Raw genomic sequence first — 18,117 nt, forward strand, 5'->3', positions numbered from 1 at the left:
TATGACCCAAACCGTCTCTTACACTTCCTTGTCTGAACTTCTCAGTCAGAACAGATCGCCTGATTCTATTGTCTGCTTTGACGACAATAGCGAGATTTCGTGGCAAACATTTAACGACGACTTATCTCAACTCGTACAGCTTTTATCTTCATCCCCTTTTCAACGAGTTGCGATTTGCACCCAAGACAGCTACCTATTTTCAGTGGCCTTTTTAGCGTGCGCAGCCAGCAACAAACACATCATCTTGCCAGGTAACTATCAACCGTGTGCGCTTGCCGAGCTGAGTGAGCATTTTGACTGTCTGTTGGTCGATGATGCGATTGGTGCAGTGGAAATAAATGAAGTTCGCAATATCCAAACCTTATTAGACACCGAAATACGAGAACCTCTAACCGATAATCTTCCCGCCATTGAGTTAGCAGCAATCCAATTGACCTTGTTTACTTCAGGCTCAAGCGGTACACCAAAAGCAATCCATAAGACCTTAGAACACCTAGATATTGAAATCGCTCAGCTAGATAAAAACTGGGGCGCCTTGCTTAAAGACAACCAAGTCCACAGCACCGTCTCACACCAACATATCTATGGTCTGTTGTTTCGAATCTTATGGCCGCTTTGTTCTAGCGTTCCATTTTCTCGAAACAATCTCGAATACCCGGAACAGATCCTGTCTCACGCTAACAAGCAGAGCGTGCTGATCAGCAGCCCTGCGCTACTCAAACGATTAAAACACGAGACAAAGTCTACGCATCTAGCGGGGGTGTTCTCTTCTGGTGGCCCTTTACCTACCGAGTCGGCTCATCAATCACGAGATCTGCTTGGGCATTTACCTATCGAGGTGTTTGGCAGCACAGAAACCGGCGGCATCGCGTTTCGTCAGCAACAGAGCGTTCAAACACCTTGGCAGCTTTTTGACTGTATTAAGGCTAGTCTTAATAGTGAGAATTGCATTAAGTTATTGTCGCCGTACATCGACAAAAACAACTGGTATCAAACCGCAGATGAGTGCGAAATGGTCTCAGAGAATCAATTTATATTGAAAGGCCGAACCGACCGAGTGATCAAGATAGAAGAAAAACGAGTATCACTGGTTGAAGTTGAAAAGCGACTGGAGCAACTACCTTGGATAAGCGAGTGTGTGGTCATTCCCTTTGAAGAGCCTGAACGCTTAATTTTAGCATCGGTTTTGGTATTATCAGAGGAAGGCCAAGTGACTCTCGCAACCATGAGTAAAGGTAAATTCTGGTTAATGTTACGTTCAGAACTCAGAAAATGGTTAGAGCCAATCGCTATTCCAAGAAAGTATCGCATTGTTGCTGAGATTCCCCTCAACAGCCAAGGCAAGCGACTAACCTCTCACATAGAGCAGCTCGTAAAATCATAGAAACCGCTGATCGTATTTTACACTGAGATTATCTTTTTATATTTTTGTCAGAAGACCCATTTTAGCCCAAGGATTCTAAGCACACGCTATGGATAAGAGAAAACCAAACGTCATTGCTGTTGACACTGTAGAGAAAGAATCGACCCTGACACTCCATGTTACCGGAGACATCACCGATTTTAAGGGGCACTTTAAGAGCTTCCCTATTCTTCCCGGTGTGACACAAATTGACTGGGCACTTCACTATGCTGTCCAAGAGTTAAATGTCCCTGGTTACTTTAAAGGTATGGAGGTCATCAAATTCCAAGAGCCTATCCTTCCTGACGCCACAATCCAGCTATCACTCAAATGGGATGCTGACAAAGACAAGCTGAGCTTCAGCTACACCTCAAACAACGGTGAACAGACCCACTCTTCAGGAAAAATGAAGCTGGGAGAGAAAAGTGAATAGCGCTCCTGCTGAGGCTGCTTCTCAACACGTAACAAAAGAAAGCAACTACAAAGCTTGCTTCCTAATCCCGTGCTTTAACCACGGTGAAACCATGCCTGCAGTGGTGTCGTCACTCCATCATTTTGAGTTGCCGATCATCATCGTTGACGATGGCAGTGAACTCACCACGAAACAGTTTCTGGCTCCCCTAGTAGAGAATTCAAACGTAACCTTGGTGACGCTAGAGCAGAACCAAGGTAAAGGCGGTGCCGTAAAGGCTGGCATCAAACGAGCACAGGATCTCGGCTTTAGTCATGCCATTCAGATTGACGCTGACGGTCAACATGACCTAGACGCCCTACCCGCATTAATCGAAGCGTCACAAGCTAAGCCCCAGCGCCTGATCTCAGGTCAGCCTGTCTATGACGATAGCGTACCGAAGGCAAGGCTCTACGGGCGCTACGCGACACATATTTGGGTGTGGATAGAAACTCTATCTCTCTCGATTAAAGACAGCATGTGTGGCTTTAGAGCGTATCCAATCGGTAAGACACAAACAGTACTGAATAAATACGATGTCGGTTCGAGAATGGACTTCGATATCGAGATTCTGGTTCGCTTATACTGGGAAGGTTGCGACATTGACTTCATTGAGACGCGAGTCATCTACCCTGAAAATGGTGTCTCTCATTTCGATGCGCTGTGGGACAACGTAAAAATCAGTTGGATGCATACTCGACTGTTCTTCGGCATGCTGCCAAGAGCCCCTAAGCTGATTGCTCGTCACTTCAAATCAAATTCTGAAGATCACCTAACAAGTTCGACACAATTTTCAGAAAGCAATCAGGCGCAGCAGACACCAAATAGCACTGAACAGCCTCATTGGTCCAGAACTCAAGAGCGCGGCACAGTTCTCGGTATCAAACTGTTGTTAGCTGTGTACTCACTATTAGGCCGAGGTGTATTCAACCTAATTTTGCGCGGTGTGATGCGTTACTACCATTTGACAGGCAAGCGCGCGCGAAACGCTTCTGAGCAATACCTATTCCAGCTTAAGACATACGCAGAGCAACAGAATATTGAGTTACCCGCTGAATTAACCAGTTATAACCACCTGCTTTCGTTTGGTCACACCATGCTAGACAAATTAGCCGCATGGAAAGGCGATTTTTCAGTCGATAACCTGACTATTCATGGTCAAGAGCAATTCGAAAGTATGGTGGAAAACCAGCAAGGTGTGCTAATCCTAGGTTCTCACCTTGGTAATATCGAGTTGTGCCGCGCTTTGGGACGTCGACACTCACACATCAAAATCAATGCGCTGGTCTTCACGGAACACGCCGAACGCTTTAATTCGGTGATGAAAGCGGTAAACCCACAGTCTGATTTAAACCTGATTCAGGTGACATCGATGGGCCCTGATACCGCCATCTTGTTGCAACAAAAATTGGAGCAAGGTGAATGGATTGTGATCGTTGGCGATAGAACCTCCACCAGCAAAGAGAGTCGCTCAGTATGGGCAGAGTTCTTGGGTAAAGAAGCTCCCTTCCCTCAAGGGCCATTTATGTTAGCCTCTGTTCTCAAAGCGCCAGTATTCTTACTGTTTGGCCTACGAGATGACCCACAAACCAAACCGCATTTTAATGTCTATTTTGAGCATTTCAGCGACAAAATAGAGCTACCAAGGAAGACTCGCGAACAATCTTTACAGCAAGTCGTGCAGAAATACGCAGACCGACTTCAGCACTACACACTGAAAGCACCGCTTCAGTGGTACAACTTTTTTAACTTTTGGACATTGAGCAAGCACCATGACGAAAAAAAATCCAAATAGCATCACCTTTGGTGCCGAACGCCTCACGATTGAGGATGTTGTCGCTATTTCACAAGGCGCAAAAGCCTCGATGAACTCAAGTAATGAGTTCACATCAAAGATCGACCGCGGTGTCGCTTTTTTAGAACGCCTATTGAAAGAAGAAGGCGTGATCTATGGTGTGACAACGGGCTACGGTGACTCATGTACCGTTGCAATTCCACCAAACCTTGTTGATGAATTACCACTGCATCTAACGCGCTTTCATGGCTGTGGTTTAGGCGAAATACTGTCTCATGAGCAAGCTCGTGCCGTATTAGCAACGCGCCTTTGTTCATTGTCACAAGGTGTCTCTGGTGTGACTCACGATTTGCTCAACCAGATCGTCACTCTGATCAATCAAGATATCTCACCGCGTATTCCTCAAGAAGGATCGGTTGGTGCCAGTGGTGATTTAACGCCGCTGTCTTATCTGGCAGCAGCACTGATTGGTGAGCGCGATGTCATCTACAAAGGTGAAGTTCGCCCTACTAGTGACGTTTACAAAGAGCTAGGGATTAACCCTATCAAGCTTAAGCCAAAAGAAGGCTTAGCATTGATGAATGGCACGTCGGTAATGACGGCTCTGGCTTGTATCGCCTACAAACGTGCAGAATACCTAGCTCAGCTGTCGACTAAGATCACCGCAATGGTGTCTGTAGGTATGCAAGGCAACGATTTCCATTTCGATGAAGCGCTGTTTGCAGTGAAGCCTCATCCGGGTCAACAGCAAGTTGCTGCATGGCTACGTGATGACTTACAAGCGGATCGTCCGCCACGTAACAGTGCTCGCCTACAGGATCGTTACTCACTGCGTTGTGCCCCACATGTGATTGGTGTGGTTCAAGACTCTCTGCCTTGGCTACGCCAAATGATTGAGAACGAGCTTAACAGCGCTAACGATAACCCAATTATCGATGGCGACAATGAGCGCGTACTGCACGGTGGACATTTCTACGGTGGTCATATCGCAATGGCAATGGATACACTAAAAACAGCGGTAGCCAACCTTGCAGACCTACTTGATCGACAAATGGCGCAGTTGATGGATTACAAGTTCAACAACGGCTTGCCATTTAACCTAACCGGTGCTGAAGGCGAACGTAAACCAATCAACCACGGTTTCAAAGCGGTACAGATTGGCGTTTCAGCTTGGACAGCAGAAGCATTAAAACACACCATGCCAGCAAGCGTGTTCTCTCGTTCAACCGAGTGTCACAACCAAGACAAAGTCAGCATGGGCACCATTGCGGCTCGTGACTGCTTACGCGTTCTTGAACTGACTGAACAAGTAGCGGCAGCATCACTTCTGGCGGGGACACAAGCGCTTGAGCTTCGTAAACGCCATAATGAGCTTGATGAGCACCACATGAGTGAAAACCTAAAGCACATTCGCGACGAAGTGCTTAAAGAGTTTGAATTTATCGTAGAAGATCGACCACTTGAAGGCGATCTACGCCACTTCATTGCTCGTATTCAAAGTCAACACTGGTCACTTTACTCCTAGAGTAGCTAACCCTTTACGCAATATTGTTGAGAGCGATTTATGTCTGAAATCCTTCATCCATTAAAATCAGAGGTTACTTTAGTAACCTCATTCCAAGATGCCGACCCAATGGGCGTGATCTACCATGGCAACTACTTCCGATTTTTTGAAGAAGTTAGGCGCATCATGATGGATAAGATTGAGTACAACTACCATGAGATGAAGGATTCTGGCTACATGTGGCCGCTCATCGACACGCGCGTAAAGTACATCAAAGCAATACCGTTTAATCATCAGATCACGGTATCCGCTAAGTTAACTGAGTGGGAAAACCGCTTGCGTGTTGACTACGAAATTCACGATGCCAACACCGGTGCTCGTATGACACGCGCTCACACCATGCAGGTTGCAGTAACCATTGAAGAGCAAGAGATGTGTTTTGCTTCGCCGAAAGTGTTTACCGATAAAATCGAACACTGGCATCAATTTGGCTGCTTACCCCAATCAACTGAGCAGCAATCAAACGATCACCAATCAGAGCAACCGCAAGTACCTAACACACAGCAGCAGGTGAAACATGAGTCTGTTTAAACACGGGCGTAAGCAAATCAGTATCGTACTGCTCGGGCTTGCTTCAATGATGGCGAGTCACTTTGCTGGCGCTAGCGAGAACACGAATGCTGTCGGCTCTATTACAGAACTACAAACCGTGTTAAGCGAAAATAGTATCGTTCGTGGTGAGTTTACTCAAACACGTAACATGGAAATGTTCGCCCAACCTCTAACATCACAAGGTACTTTCCTGTTAGACAAGTCGAATGGGTTGCTTTGGACACAAGCGACCCCCTTTCCTGTGAGCTTGGTGCTAACCGATAACAAACTGAGCCAAAGGTTTGCCGATCAACCCGCTAAGATCATTACCGATAAAGAAAACCCAATGGCGTTTTATTTCAGCCATATCTTCTTATCAGTGTTTCACGGCGACACGCAAAAACTTCAAGAGCAATTCTCACTGTCATTTGAACCAGCGACTGCGAAAAATTCTGATGAAAGTGCAAACTCAAATTCACAAGACACACGATGGACACTCACTCTAAAGCCGAAAAGTGCTCCGATGAACGCGGTGTTTGAAGCTATCACGCTGCAAGGACGAGGTGACATTGAACGCATCGAACTTAGAGAAGTTCGTGGGGACAGCACAGTGATCGAATTTAGCCAGTTAAGACATCTACCGGAAGTATTATCAGATGCTGAAGCGCAACAATTCCAATTCTAGCCTAGCCCTTGCTTGGCTTGTTGTCGTAATGCTATTTAGCGGATTGTTGATCAAACAATTCGCTTTTTCTTCGTCAGTACCGATTGAAAGCAACATCATGAAATTGCTACCAGAAAACCAGCAAGACCCCATGGTAGAGCAAGCCTTTCAGCAGATATCCAGCTCGATGAGCGAGCAAGTGGTGTTTATCATAAGCGCCTCCGACGTCGAACAAGCCATGACAGCGACTGATGCTTTTGAAAAAGCCCTCAACCAAAGATCTTTCTCAAATCAGCCAACTCTGTTTAAGCAAGTTCAAGGCAAGATCAACGCCAGCACGCAAAGCCAATGGAGCGATTTCTATTTTCGTCACCGAGCTCAACTTCTAACTCAACAACAAAAAGAGACGCTGACACACTCGCCGGATTCGCGAGCTCAATATGTCATTCAGTCTTTGTACAATCCGTTCTCAGGCGTCACCGCAGCAGAGCTATCTCTCGACCCATTCTTGTTATTTCGCGACTACATCAGTGCTGTGGGCGTTCAATCAAGTAACTTTGTTCTGAAAGAGGGATACCTCACAGCTCAATCTAATGAGCAAACTCACATTTTGGTGACGGCGACTCTGGCGGGTTCGCCTTATAGTTTAGCGATTCAAGAGCAACTTCCTGCTCTTGATTCAATTGAGCGCGAGATCGAAAAGCAGTTTGGTGTCAAAGTGCAGCATACCGGTGTGGTGTTCTACGCCAATTACGGTACCGAAAGCGCGAAATCAGAAATCAGTACCATTGGTTTGGGCTCATTGGCCGGTGTAATTTTATTGGTGTGGCTAACATTTCGTAGCGCCCTCCCACTTGCCTTGTCTTTGCTTTCAATCAGTACCGGATTATTGGTCGCTCTGGCAAGCACCGTCGCTATCTTCGGTAAAGTTCACCTGTTTAGCTTGGTGTTTGGCGCTAGCTTGATTGGCGTATCCATCGACTACTCCTTTCACTACCTGACTGATCGCTTGGCGGCTGGTAATCAATGGCAAAGCGACAAAGGGTTGAAACATATTATCGTTGCGATCACCTTGGGTCTGATCACCAGCTTGATTGGCTACCTAGGTCTGTTGGTGGCACCTTTCCCGGGATTGCAGCAACTTGCTCTGTTTTCGTCGATTGGACTGATCGCAGCTTACGCCAGTGTGGTGTGTTGGTATCCGGTTTTAGCGGCAAAACCAAGCCAAGAACGCCCTCTTCCCTTGTCGAAGCTTTGGCATACTTGGTTAAGCCTCTGGAGCAACCAAAAATTTAGAATTGGCTTACCATTAATAGTGACTGTCGTTAGTTTGATATCACTCAGTCAAATTCGTTACGACGACGATATTCGCCAACTTCAGGCGATGCCAGAGCAACTCAAACAGCAAGAGCAAGCCATTACTGAAATCTCAGGATTAGGTAGTGGTCAAAATATGCTGCTGGTGACCGCCAACAGCGATCAAAAACTGCTAAAAAAACTGGCAGATATCACCACGAGCTTAGATTCTTTGGTCGATAGCCAAGGTATCTCCGGATATCGCAGCATCAATCAACAGTTGCTAAGCGAACAAGACCAGCATGATAACTATCAGTTAGTTGAACAGCTCTATGGCCAGCAAAGCCATATCTTACAGAACACTCTTGGTTGGCCTAGCTTTCCAGAGCAACCTAAGTTCGAGGCAATCACGGTATCTGGATTTTTAGAATCACCGGTGTCAGAACCTGTTCGACCACTTTGGTTAAAACCGATCGATGGGCAAGCCGCGTCAGTCATTTTGATAAAAGACGTCACGAATTCAGAATTGTTCTCTCAATGGCTCGATTCAAGCTTTGCTCAGCAACAAGGCGTTAAATACCTTAATAAAGCCGATGAAATCTCCGCTCTCTTTTCGGAATATAGAGTCAAGATCACCGAGCTATTATTGATAGCTTTGGCCGCTATTGGAATGGTGTTAGGTTGGCGCTACGGTGTGAAGCAAAGCCTATTAATGCTGTTGCCTTCATTAATTGCCGGAGTCGCTGGTTTAGCGATAGCGGGCATTTTAGGCTCAACGTTAAACCTGTTTAATCTGCTTGGTCTAATTCTGATTTTAGGAATTGGTATCGACTACACCCTATTTTTTGCGGAACAGAAGAAATCACTAAGCACCTTATTAGCGATTACTTTGTCAGGCCTCACAACGCTACTCTCATTTGGCTTATTGTCACTGAGTCAGACTCATGCCATTCATAGCTTCGGTGTTACCGTCCTAACTGGTATTTTCGTCGCGTGGTTGCTTTCGCCACTTGCAATCAACAACCAACAAGCAGCGGAAAAATCAAACTCTCGAGAGGCTTTTAGATGAACAAAACAATCAAGATAGCGCTCGCCGTTGGATTGGGCTTACTACTCAGCGCTTGTTCGATGGTGTCTCAACAGCCTACAGGCGCAAGTGTCGCAATCGACAAAGACACAGAGCTCGCCTTGCCGCTGCCTGCTGAACTGGGATACTCATTTACGGCAAGTCAGCTGATCAGCGCAACATGGCAAGATGATACGCAGCAACTTCCTGTTCAAGTCGAAGTCACATCAGACAAAGTCGTGTTGGCGGGTTTCTCCTCTTGGGGTACTCGCATTCTATCGCTGCAATACCAAAACCAAACGATTGATACTCAAGTTCTATCTGGTCTTGGCGCTACCCTGCCGCTACCCGAGCAAGTACTATTTAATTTGATGCTGACTCTATGGCCAGTTGAAGCATGGGCTCAACCTTTACAAGACATCGGTTGGTATTTGGTCGATACCGAAAACAGCCGCACCGTATTTGATGAAAACCAACAGCCAATCATTAAAATTGATTACCAAGCAGAGCCCGGAACACACAAAACCGCAGGCAACATTGTTTTCAAGCATTTGATTCAAGGCTACACCATCACGATACAAACGTTGAACTCAACGATTGTCGATAACCCAAGTAAGAGCTAAACATCATGCCTATTTATATCCAAGACTGTGGTTTCCACTCCGCATTAGGCTCAAGCGTTGCTGACATTCATGGCTGCCTCAAAGGCGAGCATGAATCAAGCATGGTTGAAGTGAGCGACATGCTAAACGACGGTAAGCCGACGGTCGTTGGTAAGGTGGCTGGCGAATTACCAGAAATCCCATCAGAACAAGCGGAATACGCCACTCGTAACAATCAACTGGCATTATCGGCTGTTAATCAAATCAAAGACTCTATCGAGCAAGCAAAATCACAATTTGGTGCCGATAGAATTGCTGTAGTTATCGGCACAAGCACCTCGGGAATTTCTGATGGTGAAACGGCGTTTAAACACAAACTAGAACATGGCTCTTTCCCCGAAGATTTCCACTATTCAAAACAAGAGCTAAGCAACACCTCTGAGTTTGTTAGCCAACATTGTGCATTAACCGGGCCAAGCTATGCGATATCGACCGCTTGCTCATCAAGTGGCCGTGTATTTGTTACTGCCCAACGTTTATTAGATTCAGGAATGGCTGATGCTGTGTTGGTTGGAGGTGTCGATACACTATGTAAACTGACGCTCAATGGCTTTCATGGTCTTGAAGCGCTATCAACCACACATTGTAAGCCTTTTAGCGCCTCTCGTGATGGCATCAACATCGGAGAAGCAGCGGCATTTATGTTGCTTAGCAAGACAAAACCAACCGCTACTAATACAACTCAAAGCACTTCGAATATAGCCCTATTAGGCTATGGAGACAGCTCCGACGCACACCATATTTCAGCGCCCCACCCTGAAGGGAATGGCGCAGAGCAAGCAATGAGAAAGGCGTTAGGTTCTGCACAGTTACGAGCAGAAGACATCGGTTATATTAATGCCCATGGCACCGCAACCCCACTCAATGACTCAATGGAAAGCAAAGCCATCCATCGTATTTTTGCAAACAAGGTTCCCGTCAGTTCAACCAAACCTCTAACAGGACATACTCTTGGAGCGGCAAGTGCGATAGAGGCTGCAATTGCGTGGCATATTCTAAAATATGACTTACCACTCCCCTTACAAAAATGTCAGTATAAAGCTGAAGATATTGAGATTGATTTGGTAAACTGTTCCCAGAAACTTAAAGTAAAGAACATCTTAAGCAACTCGTTCGCTTTTGGTGGCAACAACATTAGCCTGATTTTTGGTGTAATAAATGACTGATATCCCTTCTGTAGACCAACTTCTCCCACACGATGATCCGATGATATTAATCGATCGAGCTATCAACGTTGAGGCATTGTCGATTCACTGTCAGGTCGATATTGGCGCGCACAACCTATTCTTTGACGCCGAATCTCAAACGGTCCCAGCTTATGTTGGCATCGAGTTTATGGCGCAGTCTGTCGCAGCTTGGTCTGGATACCATGCGCTGAAAAACGGCACTACTCCTCCAATCGGCTTCTTACTCGGTTCTCGTCGCTACAAGTCACTGTGTGATGAATTTACTCAAGGTCAAACCCTTGATATCTATGCTGAACAACTCATGGAAGACAGTGGCATGGCCGTGTTTACCGCCAGAGTCGAATACCAAGGCGAGTTAGTGGCTCAATGCCAACTCAACGTCTACGTTCCGACCGAACAAAAATTACAAGAAATGAAAACTAGGAGCCCATCATGACCCGTCAGGTTTTAGTCACAGGTGCCAGCAAAGGCATTGGTAAAGCGATCGCTATTCAACTCGCGAAAGACGGATTTGAAATCGCCGTTCATTACATGGGTGATAAGCAAGGTGCAGAAAATACTTTGAAGTCGATTACTGAACTGGGTGGCGCAGGGCGTCTGATCCAATTTGATATCAGCAATCGCAGCGAATGTCGCGAAACGCTTGAGTCAGATATTGCTGAGCATGGCGCTTACTATGGCGTGGTGAATAATGCCGGTATTACACGCGACACAGCCTTCCCCGCGATGACGGAAGAAGAGTGGGATGGTGTGATCCATACCAACCTAGATAGCTTCTACAACGTACTTCACCCTTGTGTAATGCCTATGGTTCAAAAGCGTAAAGGTGGCCGTATCGTCACTCTAGCGTCGGTATCAGGCATTATGGGTAACCGCGGTCAAACTAACTATGCGGCAGCAAAAGCTGGTGTAATTGGCGCGACTAAGTCTCTTGCTCTAGAACTCGCAAAACGCAAGATCACGGTAAACTGTGTCGCTCCTGGCCTAATTGACACAGGCATGGTTGACGAACACGTGAAAGATCATGCGCTTCCTCAAGTACCACTGCGCCGCATGGGCGAGCCTGAAGAAGTAGCCGGCCTAGTCAGCTACCTAATGTCTGATATTGCAGGCTACGTAACTCGCCAAGTGATTTCAGTAAATGGAGGCTTAGTATGACCCGTCGCGTTGTTGTAACAGGAATGTCTGGTGTTACTGCTTTTGGTAACGACTGGCAACAGATAGAGCCTAAGCTAAAGGCCTGTGAGAATGCGACTCAATATATGCCAAGCTTCGAGCAATATGACGGTCTCAACACTAAGCTTGCCGCGCCTATTGATGACTTCCAACTTCCTAAACACTACAAGCGTAAGCAAGTGCGTGGCATGGGCCGTGTATCACGCCTAGCTACCGTTGCGACTGAGAATGCATTGGAGCAAGCCGGCTTAATTGGTCACGATGTATTGACCAATGGCGAAACTGGTATCGCTTACGGCTCTTCAACTGGCAGTACCGATGCGGTTGGTGCTTTCGGAGTAATGCTGAACGAGAAGTCGACACGAGCAATCACAGCAACCACTTACGTTCAAATGATGCCACACACAGCCGCGGTAAACGTAGGTCTGTTCTTTGGTCTGCGTGGCCGCGTGATTCCCACCAGCAGCGCCTGTACTTCAGGAAGCCAAGCCATTGGTTACGCCTATGAAGCGATCAAGCATGGTTACCAAACCGTAATGGTTGCCGGTGGTGGTGAAGAGTTATGCCCAACTGAGTCTGCCGTTTTCGATACCCTTTTCGCTACCAGTTTAAAAAACGACACACCCAAGAAATCCCCTAGCCCATACGACAGCGAGCGTGATGGCTTGGTTATCGGCGAAGGCGCTGGAACCCTGATCCTTGAAGAGTACGAACATGCTGTTGCTCGTGGCGCAAAGATCTACGCAGAAATCATAGGTTTTGCGAGCAACTGTGATGCGGCTCATGTGACTCAACCTCAGATGGAAACCATGCAAATCTGTATGGAGAAAGCATTGAGAGACGCACAACTTCCAGCTGAGAAGATTGGCTATGTTTCTGCGCACGGTACTGCGACTGAAAAAGGTGATATTGCAGAGAGTAACGCGACAGCGAATATCTTTGGTGAAGTACCAATCAGCTCTCTTAAGAGTTACTTTGGCCATACGCTTGGTGCGTGTGGTGCAATTGAAGCGTGGCTCAGCCTAGAGATGATGCATAGCGGTTGGTTCAGCCCAACCCTAAACCTTAAGAATGTCGATGAACAGTGCGGCAAGCTCGATTACATCACGGGCTCAGGTCGCGAATTGGATGTTGAATACTTGATGAGCAACAACTTTGCTTTTGGTGGAATCAACACCTCTATCATCTTCAAGAAAGTCTAAGCTTAGCTACATAAAACGCTAAGTAAATAAAAAGGGCCAGTAACCAAGTTACTGACCCTTTTTTGATTCTATCAATCGCTCAAATTAAGCGTTAGCTTCACGCTCAGCGATGAACTCAAGAGCCATCTTGATACGAGCGATTACGCGCTCTTTACCAACAAGCTCCATCACTGCATCAACAGAAGGAGACTGACCGCCACCTGTTACTGCTACGCGAAGTGGCATGCCGATTTTACCCATGCCGATCTCTAGCTCTTCACATACCGCTGCAATCACACCATCTTTGATGTTTGCAGTCGTGAAATCTTCAAGTGCTTCAACCTTAGCAAGAGCAAGCTCTAATGGGCCTTTAGCAACACCACGTAGGTGCTTCTTAGCCGCGCCAGCTTCAAACTCAGAGAAATCTTCGTAGAAGTAACGAGATTGCTCAGCAAGTTCGATAAGCGTGTTACAACGCTCGCCAACTAGCTTGATCACTTCAGTGATAGCTGGACCGTTTGTTGTATCGATCTTCTGTGCGTCTAGGTGCCATTGCAGGTATTTTGCAACGTACTCAGGCTCAGATGTCTTGATGTAGTGGTTGTTCAACCAAAGTAGCTTATCAGTGTTGAATGCAGAAGCAGACTTGCTGATAGCGTTCAGGCTGAAGAATTCAATCATCTCTTCTTGAGAGAAGATCTCTTGGTCACCGTGAGACCAGCCTAAACGAACTAGATAGTTGTTTAATGCATTTGGTAGGTAACCTTCATCGCGGTATTGCATTACAGACACAGCACCGTGACGCTTAGAAAGTTTCGCACCGTCATCACCAAGAATCATTGCACAGTGAGCGAACGTTGGAACTGGCGCGCCTAGTGCTTCATAGATGTTGATTTGACGAGGTGTGTTGTTGATGTGGTCTTCACCACGAACAACGTGTGTGATACCCATGTCCCAGTCATCCACTACTACTACGAAGTTGTAAGTTGGTGCACCGTCTGTACGACGAATGATCAGGTCATCAAGTTGGCTGTTTGCGATTTCAATGCGACCACGGATTTGGTCATCAAATACTACGCTGCCTTCTTTAGGGTTACGGAAACGGATAACGCACGCATCGCCTTCTTTTGCTGCTTCGTTTGCTGCAACAATTTTAGGGTGGTTAGCATCGTAGCGAGCCATTTCTTTGTTTTCTTCTTGCTCTGCACGAATTTCATCAAGCAGCTCTTTAGACGCGTAGCATTTGAATGCTTTGTCTTCAGCAAGTAGCTTATCAACCATTTCGTTGTAACGGTCAAAACGCTTAGATTGGTAGTAAGGACCTTCGTCCCATTCCATACCCATCCATTGCATGCCTTCTAGAATTGCATCAACCGCTTCTTGAGAGTTACGCTCAAGGTCTGTGTCTTCGATACGTAGAACGAATTCACCGCCTTGGTTTTTAGCGAATAGCCAAGAGTAAAGTGCAGTACGTGCACCACCAACGTGAAGATAGCCAGTTGGGCTAGGAGCAAAACGAGTTTTAACCGTCATTTAAATACCTTGATTATGTAGGTGATTCTTTTAGTGCTCGCCATTACAAAGCCTGTAACAGAAAAATATCACTAAATTTTGGGCGCTATTTTATCACCACCGCTTAAATCTACAATCAGTAGTGAATGATTAATGCACTGTTGTTGTACGAAAGCTGTTATTGAAAGACTAATTACGTCTTCAAAGTAGCAAATCGATGGTATTAGCCTGTAGATTATAGTCGCACATTCTTTATTCCCCTCTCTCATTCCCAAATTGAATCCACCAGCTAATGCACCACTAAGATCAAATTCTTGAATTTATGTTTGACCTTACCCTTACGGGAAGGTTTATGTTAGGCGTAGATGAGAATTGGAGTATCGATATGAACAACTACACAACCGCGCTCAACGGCTTAAATTGCATGGGTTGTGCGAAGAAAGTCCGCACCCTGTTTGCTGAACTCGACAATACGACAATCAATGATATATCGCCGACATACATCGATATTTCGACTCCAATTAATTACGTTCAACTCAACGAACAGTTGGCGACGCTTGGTTATAGCATGGGCAATAAACTGCACCTTTCGTTATCCGGTCTTAGCTGCGGTAAGTGCGTTAGCAAGCTGACTCAAGCACTTGAACAAACCGAGCAAATCTCAGGCCTAGAAATCAGCAAACATGAATTGTCCTTGGTTACTCTGCTTTCAGAACCCGAGCTTATTGAGTTGATCGAAAGCGTGGGTTATCACGCGGCTTCCTACTCAGAAGTTAATGAGCCTTTATCTAATTCAGATTCAGAATACGATAAAAAAACAGCGCCAGTGGAGCCGACACAAGATAAACCTGCTGCTAGCCAATATACCTATCACCTTGTTCTTGAGGGAATGACGTGTGCGAGTTGTGTTTCTTCGGTAGAGAAAGCACTGAAAAAGAACGAGTTCGTAGACCAAGCTCAGATCAACCTCGCCGAGCAAACAGCCTTGGTTTTCACCTCTCAAACACGTGACCTGATCGAAAACGAACTCATCCAATCGGTGAAAGCTGCAGGTTATGGCGCCGAGTTTGTTGACGATGCAGCAACACAACAACAAAAACAGCAAGAGCAACAACTTCGTACTCAACAGGCCTTCCTGAGAAATTCAGTAAGTGCGCTACTGCTTGGGGCTCCGCTGATGGCTTGGGGAGTGTTCGGCGGCAGCATGACCATTGCCACGTTTAACGACCAACTGGCTTGGGGGTTAGTCGGTGTGATCTGTTTAGTGCTGCTAGCCACTTCAGGTCGTAGCTTCTTCACCAATGCTTGGCAATCACTGATGCACAAGCGCGCGACCATGGATACGTTAGTTGCTTTGGGTACAGGCGCAGCATGGTTCTACTCCATGCTAGTTGTGTTGATTCCGTCATGGTTCCCTGAGGCCTCTCGCCATGTCTACTTTGAGGCGAGTGCGATGATCGTTGGTCTAATTTCTTTGGGCCACTACATTGAAGCCAAAGCCAAAGCTCGCACCACAAAATCACTACAAGCTTTGATTAACCTACAACCTCAAAAAGCGGTGGTGATTGTCGATGGCAAAGAACAAACTATTGCTGTAGAAGCTATCCAAGTAGGCATGCAAGTACGCGTCAAACCGGGTGAGAAAGTGCCAGTTGATGGTGTTGTGGTATCGGGTGAGTCTTACATCGATGAATCCATGTTGACCGGTGAACCACTTCCCAACGTTAAATCGATGAGTGATGGCGTTTCAGCGGGCACTATTAATGGTGATGGCAGCTTAGTTATTGAAGCGACAGGAATTGGCTCAAGCACTATGTTGGCACGCATCATTCAAATGGTTCGCCAAGCACAAAGCAGCAAACCTGCGATTGCGAAACTAGCCGACTCTATTTCTGCCGTGTTCGTACCCGTTGTGGTCGCGATCGCAGCTGTTGCCGCCCTAGTTTGGTTTTTTGTTGGCCCACAACCAAGTGCAAGTTATATGCTTGTGGTATCGACTACCGTGCTGATCATCGCTTGTCCGTGTGCCTTAGGCCTAGCGACTCCGCTTTCTATTACCGTCGGCGTAGGTAAAGCCGCTGAGCTTGGTGTTCTAATCAAAGACGCCGATGTGTTGCAATCAGCCAGCAAAATCGATGCTGTCGTGTTTGATAAAACAGGCACTCTAACCCAAGGCAAACCAAGCGTTCAGCAGGCGTTTTATCACAACCTATCAGAACAAGAACTGCTGGCTTACGCCTATTCGGTTGAAGTCGGTTCAGAACACCCACTTGCGAAAGCCGTTTGTCAGTATGCCGAAAACCTAGAAGTTTCAGCACTCCCACACAGCGACTTTGAAAACCGCCGAGGCCTTGGAGTACAAGCCAACATTAACGGAAAACACGTCCAAGTCGGCTCTCTTAAATACCTAACCCAACTTGGTATTGATACTCAAATAGGCCGTGACTTTATCGAACTTTGCCGTACACAAGCATGGACGCCAATCTTCGTAGTCATCGACCAAAAACTGGTAGGCATATTAGGCATTTCAGACGCATTAAAAATAGATAGCACACAAGCCATTGCTCAACTAAAATCCGCCGGAATTCACACTGTGCTATTAACAGGCGACAACGATTCTGTTGCTCAAGCGATTGGCAAAAGCGTCGGTATTGATGAGGTTATCTCGGAAGTACTACCAGAGCAGAAAGCTCAGCATATTGTTCAGCTTCAACAACAATATAAGAGTGTGGCTATGGTTGGAGATGGCATTAACGATGCACCAGCGCTTGCTCAGGCCGACATAGGTATCGCAATGGGCAGTGGCAGTGATGTTGCGATTGAAAGTGCACAAATGACACTCCTCAACTCGTCGCCACTGTCTGTAAGCAACGCGATCGAGCTATCTCAAGCGACCGTAAGAAACATGAAGCAAAACCTATTTGGTGCCTTCATCTACAACTCGCTAGGAATTCCAATAGCAGCCGGTGTGCTCTACCCACTTTTTGGATTTTTGCTTAGCCCAGTAGTTGCAGGTGCAGCAATGGCGATGTCGTCAATTACTGTGGTAAGCAACGCCAACAGGCTGAGATTGTTCAAACCCACTCATTCTAATATCAATAATAACCATATTCATGAGGTTAACCATGATTCGTAAAGTTATGACTCTTACTGCACTCGCTGCAATTTCAGGACAGGCTTTGGCTACTGATGTGCTAAACCATAAATCTCCATATTGCGGCTGCTGCACTGAATGGACGGAGCATATGCGTGATTCCGGGTTCGATGTAACAGAGAAGCTCCACGATGATATGAACCCTATCAAGCAAAAGTTAGGCGTAACACAAGAGCTGGCTTCTTGCCACACCGCAGAGATCGACGGTTATGTATTTGAAGGTCACATTCCAGCAGAAGACGTAAAAGCCTTTTTAGAAAACCCACCACGTAATGCGATTGGTTTGGCGGTTCCGGGTATGCCAATGGGCTCACCAGGCATGGAGTATGGCGATAAGAAAGACGAGTATTCTGTGTATGCGTTTAATGAAAAAGGTCAGGTGTTTGAATACCGTCACTACAACGGGAAATAGAACCTAAACAGACCAACACACAACTATAAAAAAGAAGTCATAAAAATAGAGCCTAGTATCAAGC

General features: G+C 46.3%; 14 protein-coding genes and 2 pseudogenes. 15 read left to right on the plus strand and 1 reads right to left on the minus strand.

The genetic code is table 11. From position 1 onward, the window contains the following. Position 1 precedes the first annotated feature (1 nt). The 13 genes and pseudogenes from ACED42_RS12090 to ACED42_RS12150 all read left to right on the plus strand — a co-directional run bounded on the left by ACED42_RS12090 (position 2) and on the right by ACED42_RS12150 (position 12,996). Complete coding sequence (locus tag ACED42_RS12090) at positions 2-1,384, plus strand: AMP-binding protein (protein WP_371702696.1); 1,383 nt, start codon at positions 2-4, stop codon at positions 1,382-1,384. Positions 1,385-1,472: 88 nt separating this feature from the next. After that, the gene (locus tag ACED42_RS12095) at positions 1,473-1,835 is read left to right on the plus strand and encodes a 3-hydroxyacyl-ACP dehydratase (RefSeq protein WP_065678580.1); all 363 of its coding nucleotides are present in this window, start codon (positions 1,473-1,475) and stop codon (positions 1,833-1,835) included. After that, a pseudogene (locus ACED42_RS12100) lies at positions 1,828-2,620 on the plus strand (glycosyltransferase family 2 protein); the annotation flags it as partial. The gene ACED42_RS12095 and the pseudogene ACED42_RS12100, both read left to right, overlap by 8 nt. Before the next feature lie 62 nt (positions 2,621-2,682). After that, positions 2,683-3,648 (plus strand): annotated as a pseudogene (locus tag ACED42_RS12105) (glycosyltransferase family 2 protein); the annotation flags it as partial. Next, positions 3,626-5,173: a histidine ammonia-lyase gene (gene hutH / locus ACED42_RS12110; RefSeq protein WP_371702698.1), complete on the plus strand. Its 1,548-nt coding sequence runs from the start codon at positions 3,626-3,628 to the stop codon at positions 5,171-5,173. The pseudogene ACED42_RS12105 and the gene hutH, both read left to right, overlap by 23 nt. A gap of 39 nt (positions 5,174-5,212) precedes the next feature. Continuing rightward, positions 5,213-5,743 carry an acyl-CoA thioesterase gene (locus tag ACED42_RS12115; protein ID WP_371702700.1) on the plus strand — a complete coding sequence of 177 codons (531 nt, stop codon included), beginning with the start codon at positions 5,213-5,215 and terminating at the stop codon, positions 5,741-5,743. Beyond that, entirely contained in the window at positions 5,730-6,428 is a 699-nt protein-coding gene (locus ACED42_RS12120; RefSeq protein ID WP_371702702.1) for an outer membrane lipoprotein carrier protein LolA, read from the plus strand. The genes ACED42_RS12115 and ACED42_RS12120 overlap by 14 nt, the downstream gene beginning before the upstream one ends. After that, the gene (locus ACED42_RS12125; protein WP_371702704.1) at positions 6,400-8,772 is read left to right on the plus strand and encodes an MMPL family transporter; all 2,373 of its coding nucleotides are present in this window, start codon (positions 6,400-6,402) and stop codon (positions 8,770-8,772) included. The genes ACED42_RS12120 and ACED42_RS12125 overlap by 29 nt, the downstream gene beginning before the upstream one ends. Next, positions 8,769-9,392, plus strand: coding sequence for a DUF3261 domain-containing protein (locus tag ACED42_RS12130; RefSeq protein WP_017103980.1), 624 nt, complete (start codon positions 8,769-8,771; stop codon positions 9,390-9,392). The genes ACED42_RS12125 and ACED42_RS12130 overlap by 4 nt, the downstream gene beginning before the upstream one ends. A gap of 5 nt (positions 9,393-9,397) precedes the next feature. After that, a complete protein-coding gene (locus tag ACED42_RS12135) occupies positions 9,398-10,597 on the plus strand; it encodes a beta-ketoacyl-[acyl-carrier-protein] synthase family protein (protein WP_102257958.1) in 1,200 nt (399 codons plus the stop codon). Next, on the plus strand, positions 10,590-11,054 hold the full coding sequence (locus ACED42_RS12140) for a hotdog family protein (RefSeq protein WP_371702706.1): 465 nt from the start codon (positions 10,590-10,592) through the stop codon (positions 11,052-11,054). Before ACED42_RS12135 ends, ACED42_RS12140 begins: the two co-directional genes overlap by 8 nt. Then, on the plus strand, positions 11,051-11,776 hold the full coding sequence (locus ACED42_RS12145) for a 3-ketoacyl-ACP reductase FabG2 (RefSeq protein WP_104210988.1): 726 nt from the start codon (positions 11,051-11,053) through the stop codon (positions 11,774-11,776). Before ACED42_RS12140 ends, ACED42_RS12145 begins: the two co-directional genes overlap by 4 nt. Beyond that, a complete protein-coding gene (locus tag ACED42_RS12150; RefSeq protein WP_017062286.1) occupies positions 11,773-12,996 on the plus strand; it encodes a beta-ketoacyl-ACP synthase in 1,224 nt (407 codons plus the stop codon). The genes ACED42_RS12145 and ACED42_RS12150 overlap by 4 nt, the downstream gene beginning before the upstream one ends. A gap of 84 nt (positions 12,997-13,080) precedes the next feature. Here the strand turns inward: ACED42_RS12150 and gltX are convergent, their stop codons facing one another. After that, on the minus strand, positions 13,081-14,508 hold the full coding sequence (gltX, locus tag ACED42_RS12155; RefSeq protein ID WP_017069020.1) for a glutamate--tRNA ligase: 1,428 nt from the start codon (positions 14,506-14,508) through the stop codon (positions 13,081-13,083). A 331-nt stretch (positions 14,509-14,839) separates the two neighbouring features. Between gltX and ACED42_RS12160 the strand changes: the two genes are divergently transcribed. Continuing rightward, positions 14,840-17,623, plus strand: coding sequence for a copper-translocating P-type ATPase (locus ACED42_RS12160; protein WP_371702708.1), 2,784 nt, complete (start codon positions 14,840-14,842; stop codon positions 17,621-17,623). Beyond that, positions 17,613-18,053 carry a DUF411 domain-containing protein gene (locus ACED42_RS12165; protein ID WP_065675626.1) on the plus strand — a complete coding sequence of 147 codons (441 nt, stop codon included), beginning with the start codon at positions 17,613-17,615 and terminating at the stop codon, positions 18,051-18,053. Before ACED42_RS12160 ends, ACED42_RS12165 begins: the two co-directional genes overlap by 11 nt. Positions 18,054-18,117: the final 64 nt, after the last annotated feature.

Origin of the sequence: Vibrio sp. FF145, from assembly GCF_041439075.1 — a bacterium.
Lineage (GTDB): Bacteria > Pseudomonadota > Gammaproteobacteria > Enterobacterales > Vibrionaceae > Vibrio > Vibrio tasmaniensis_A.